At 36.1% G+C, this 4,007-nt stretch carries 3 protein-coding genes; 1 reads left to right on the forward strand and 2 read right to left on the reverse strand.

All coding sequences use genetic code 11. The features are described from left to right. The coding region (locus HWQ37_RS29085) for an ISNCY family transposase (RefSeq protein WP_292753885.1) at positions 1 to 935 on the reverse strand (935 nt) is incomplete at its 3' end. Positions 936 to 1,214: 279 nt separating this feature from the next. Next, entirely contained in the window at positions 1,215 to 2,981 is a 1,767-nt protein-coding gene (locus HWQ37_RS29090) for a Mu transposase C-terminal domain-containing protein (protein WP_292753886.1), read from the reverse strand. Positions 2,982 to 3,496: 515 nt separating this feature from the next. Between HWQ37_RS29090 and HWQ37_RS29095 the strand changes: the two genes are divergently transcribed. Further along, entirely contained in the window at positions 3,497 to 3,874 is a 378-nt protein-coding gene (locus HWQ37_RS29095) for a GxxExxY protein (RefSeq protein ID WP_292753887.1), read from the forward strand. The last annotated feature ends 133 nt before the right edge of the window (positions 3,875 to 4,007 follow it).

The following is a 4,007-nucleotide window of genomic DNA, read 5'->3' on the forward strand; positions in this document are numbered from 1 at the left end:
TGTGTTTTCTCATTAATAACAGTTACTTCACACCAATTAACTTCGAGACTTGAGTCATCATCTCGTAAGGGAAGTCTAGAAGCATAACGATAACGATAAATTAGATTTTTTCGCCCATCCCATTGTTTCTTTTCAACAGTTGAAACTTCTCCGCTTCTTTCTAAGAATTCTAGCCATTCATATAAAGTTTTATGCGACGTTTCCAGACAAACAAAAATAAAATTATAGCCTTGTTTTAGAGCCAATTTACAAACAGGTTCGTGAGAATACAAGTCGTCTCCTAAAAGGGTTATAGGATAACCATAATTATTTTGATGATTCTTATTTAACCATCTTTTAACAGCCGCATTTTCACAATCTTGTTTTTGATGTCCATCTTGTTTTTTAATAAATTCTGGTGGCAAATTAATTACTTGTTTTTGATTAGGAGAAACTATAATAGGTGTAACACAGCCATGAAAATAAGTTGTAGTTCCATTTCGATGATTACGACAACTACAATGAGGACAATTAATTTTCTGAGATGAAAAATATTCTGTGCCATCTAATGCCACTAAAATTTCTCCCTCTAAGTAGAGAAATTTTGACAAAACTCCCTTTTTCTCTAACCATTCATAGACTTTTTGAAAAGTCATAAATATAGTAGTAGCTGGCACTGGATCTAATAAATTTCTTATTTGATTATCACTGGGGATTCCCTTAATTGAAAATAAACTTTCAGCATTATCTTTTCCCTTATTGCTTTTCATTAAACGTTGATGCTCTAAAAAAGACGCTGACTGCGTAAAAAAGATAGAAAATGCTGCCATCACTGCGTCTTCTACCTGATATTTCGTATTATTTCCAGGTTTCCTTTCATCAGGTAAGTCATGTAATGATGACCGTAAAAATTGTATTAATTCAGGAATTTCTATGGTCGCTGCCTTTTGAACCATCTTGGAGTCGTTTGACTAATTAATAATTTTCAATTCACCAATTTTACCAAAGCTCTACAACTATTAATAATTTGTTATTTCGATTGAGTTCTATATTCTCATTCATAGAACTATTTTCCTGAGTTTACCCTTAGTTTTCAGGCAATCCCCTCCAGATTATTGAGTATTTATACTTAGTTGATGGGGCAATTATTTTTTAAGCTATTTCCTTTCTCTAAAAAAACTAGTTATTTTGTACTACATTTTGATTTTCAAAATGGGGTTAATACTCTATTTATTTCAAAATGAGAATTGCTGAAGCTGTATTTCTTCCCTTGAAACTCTCTCTGGCAAGAGTTCCAGTTTGTCATCTTTGTTTGAAGAAACGTTAGCTCTACTTTTCCTCAGTTCAACAACATTTGAGGCTTTCTTAGAAGCTGAACGTAGACGCTTTTGTTCTGAGCGTCTTTTTTCCTTTTTGTCTTCTTTACGTTCCTCTACAAGTTCCTTCCGTTTACCTAATGCTAATAAGGCATCATAGTTAAAATGCTCCTTACGAGCTTGACTTCGCTCTTTATTCAAGGCTTTCAATTCTTCTAGACTCAAATCATGGGTATCCATGTTTACGGCATGAGCGTAACCCAAAAATTCTTCTCCATTATCATTAGTTTCGCAACTGTAGATATATAAAGTCAGGATATGGTCTGGATCATATCTCAGTGTTACAAACTCACCTCTATATGCCTTGAGTGATTCTCCTCGATAAATCAGGTTTTCAAACTGTATAGATCCATGCGCTTGAACAACTCGTTGCGCTTCTTTCATCAAACAGATATCTAATTCTCGCTCATTCAAAGGTTCAGGCAGTTTTCTTCCCATCCCTCTAAACCATCGCTCAAATCTTGTTTCGCGGGGATCTTTGGGATATGGTTCGTGGTTATAAATATCACAAAAGAAACTAGCTAGGATCTTGTCTATATCTTGTATTGTCAAACACGCTTCTTTCTCTGCATTTTTGGGGCGTTCCTGAACATTTGACCCTGTATAGCCAGGTAAATCTTTGAGAACTTGAGTATTAATAGTTCCAAAAAGCCGTTCTACAATACCGCCTTCGGGAGGGCGATCGCGTAGTTCACATTTAAATCCTAGTTTTTTACCAATGGCTTTTAGATGTTTTGATCCCAAATCTTTTCCACCATCAGTAAAAAAATATTGCAAAGGAGGCCCACATATTTCCCAAACTTTATTTAGCTGATAATCTTCAGGATAGTTCTTGGGCAAAATAGCATGTCTTAAGGCTAAAGCCACCTCTGTAGAACCTGGTTGTTTGATCCATAAGTGGAAACCAACAATACAGCTTGAAAAAGTATCCACAACAGTAGTTAGCCAAGGACGGTCAGACCATAAATTAGCATCACTATCAACTATGAGAATATCCAGTTCAGTATGGTCGCATTGAATAATTTGGTTACTAAAGTCAGCCCTCAATAGCTGTCCATCTTTTGTTACAACTGTCATCCAAGATCCCGAACCCGGATTTCTGATTTTTGTCTTCTGTTTATGTTGTGCAATTAAAGGATCTAAAATCCTATAAACAGTAGCTTGATGAGGATAATCTCCTGGTTTGAGCTTCAGGTCAACGATCGCGTGTCGCTTTACTTCACGAACTATAGATGCTGGTGAAATTGGATGTTTGTTTTTAATACTTTCTTCATAAATTGCTTTGATAAATTCTTGCCAGTCTTCGCTGACTCGATGTTTTCCCTTATCTGAGCGTTGTACTCCTGCTGATTCTGATAACTTGTCATCATGGTATTGCTTGAGGAGACGTTCCACCTGTCGAGTAGAAACACCAAGAGTATTTGCAACAGCCTGCTTTCTCTGAGACTTAATCGTGCGATTTGGTGATTCAGCAAGCCACTGGATCAGATTAAATGTCAGTTTATGCCTATCTGATGTTTCCAGAATAATTTGGGATGGATCTACAACAAAATTACTCTTGTCAAGAAAAATAGCATCTGGAGCTTGCGTTAATTCTTCCGTAAATTCAAATTGTTTGTCTGCCATTGGAGTGAAAAACACTCATGAATAATTAAGGTACTAATGTACCATTGATTGACCAAGAATGCGACATACAATTTGATAAATACCTAAATCTTAACAAACGACATTCAATTTGATAATATAGAATTTACGACATATAAAATGCGAATTAAGCAAATTTATTTTCTGTGTAAGTAAATAGTTTATAATCCTTACAGGATAGAGGTTTCAGCTATTTAGATGCTGTTGCGACATATCTGCGAATAGCGACATTTAATTTGCGAATGTACATATGTACATTAAAGAATTAATGTCCATTTTTTCCAAGTTCAGGGGCATAAGTTACGTATTTTCGAGGCTTTCAGCAATTAAATCAGCGCCAGCATTTGGAGCAATCAAGGGTAGCGGCGAAATATTGGGAAACGTGATTGCTCCAGTAATCCCTCAAACGTCTGAATCACGGATTGTCACAGATTACAAGATGACACAGATTTTAACTCTGTGCCATCCTTAAATCTGTTTAATCCGTGATTTAGACAATGAGTAGCCTAAAGTACGCCGACATTACCCAAAAAATTATCGGAGCTTCCTTTGAAGTCCATAAATTCTTAGGTAACGGCTTCCAAGAAGTCATCTACCAACGCGCCCTAGCCTACGAGATGCGTCAAGCAAGACTAGAATTTGCCCGCGAAATAGAACAGCATATTTACTATAAAAACCTACCCGAACCTATCGGTACACGCAGAGCCGACTTTATAGTTGAAAACAAAATACTCGTAGAATTAAAAGCCGTAATTCAACTCGAAGATGTCCACCTAGCCCAAGCCCTCAACTATTTAAAAGTCTATAGATTAGAAGTTGGATTACTGATTAACTTTGGTAGCAAAAGCCTAACATTCAAAAGGCTCGTCATGTAGAACACGGATTAGACTCATTAAAGAGTGACACCGAAAAACTTACACAGCAAACAATCTCATCAATAACCTATCTACTCACTAAGCTAATCGGCATTTAAGCTGCATAATATAAATGTAGAGTCGATTGAAAATA

Source organism: Nostoc sp. NMS4, from assembly GCF_017115095.1.
In the GTDB taxonomy this organism is placed as follows: domain Bacteria; phylum Cyanobacteriota; class Cyanobacteriia; order Cyanobacteriales; family Nostocaceae; genus Nostoc.

Coding starts and splice junctions, on each gene's coding strand:
- HWQ37_RS29090 (WP_292753886.1), bottom strand. CDS start 2,981: ATGGCAGACAAACAATTTGAATTTACGGAAGAATTAACGCAAGCTCCA.
- HWQ37_RS29095 (WP_292753887.1), top strand. CDS start 3,497: ATGAGTAGCCTAAAGTACGCCGACATTACCCAAAAAATTATCGGAGCT.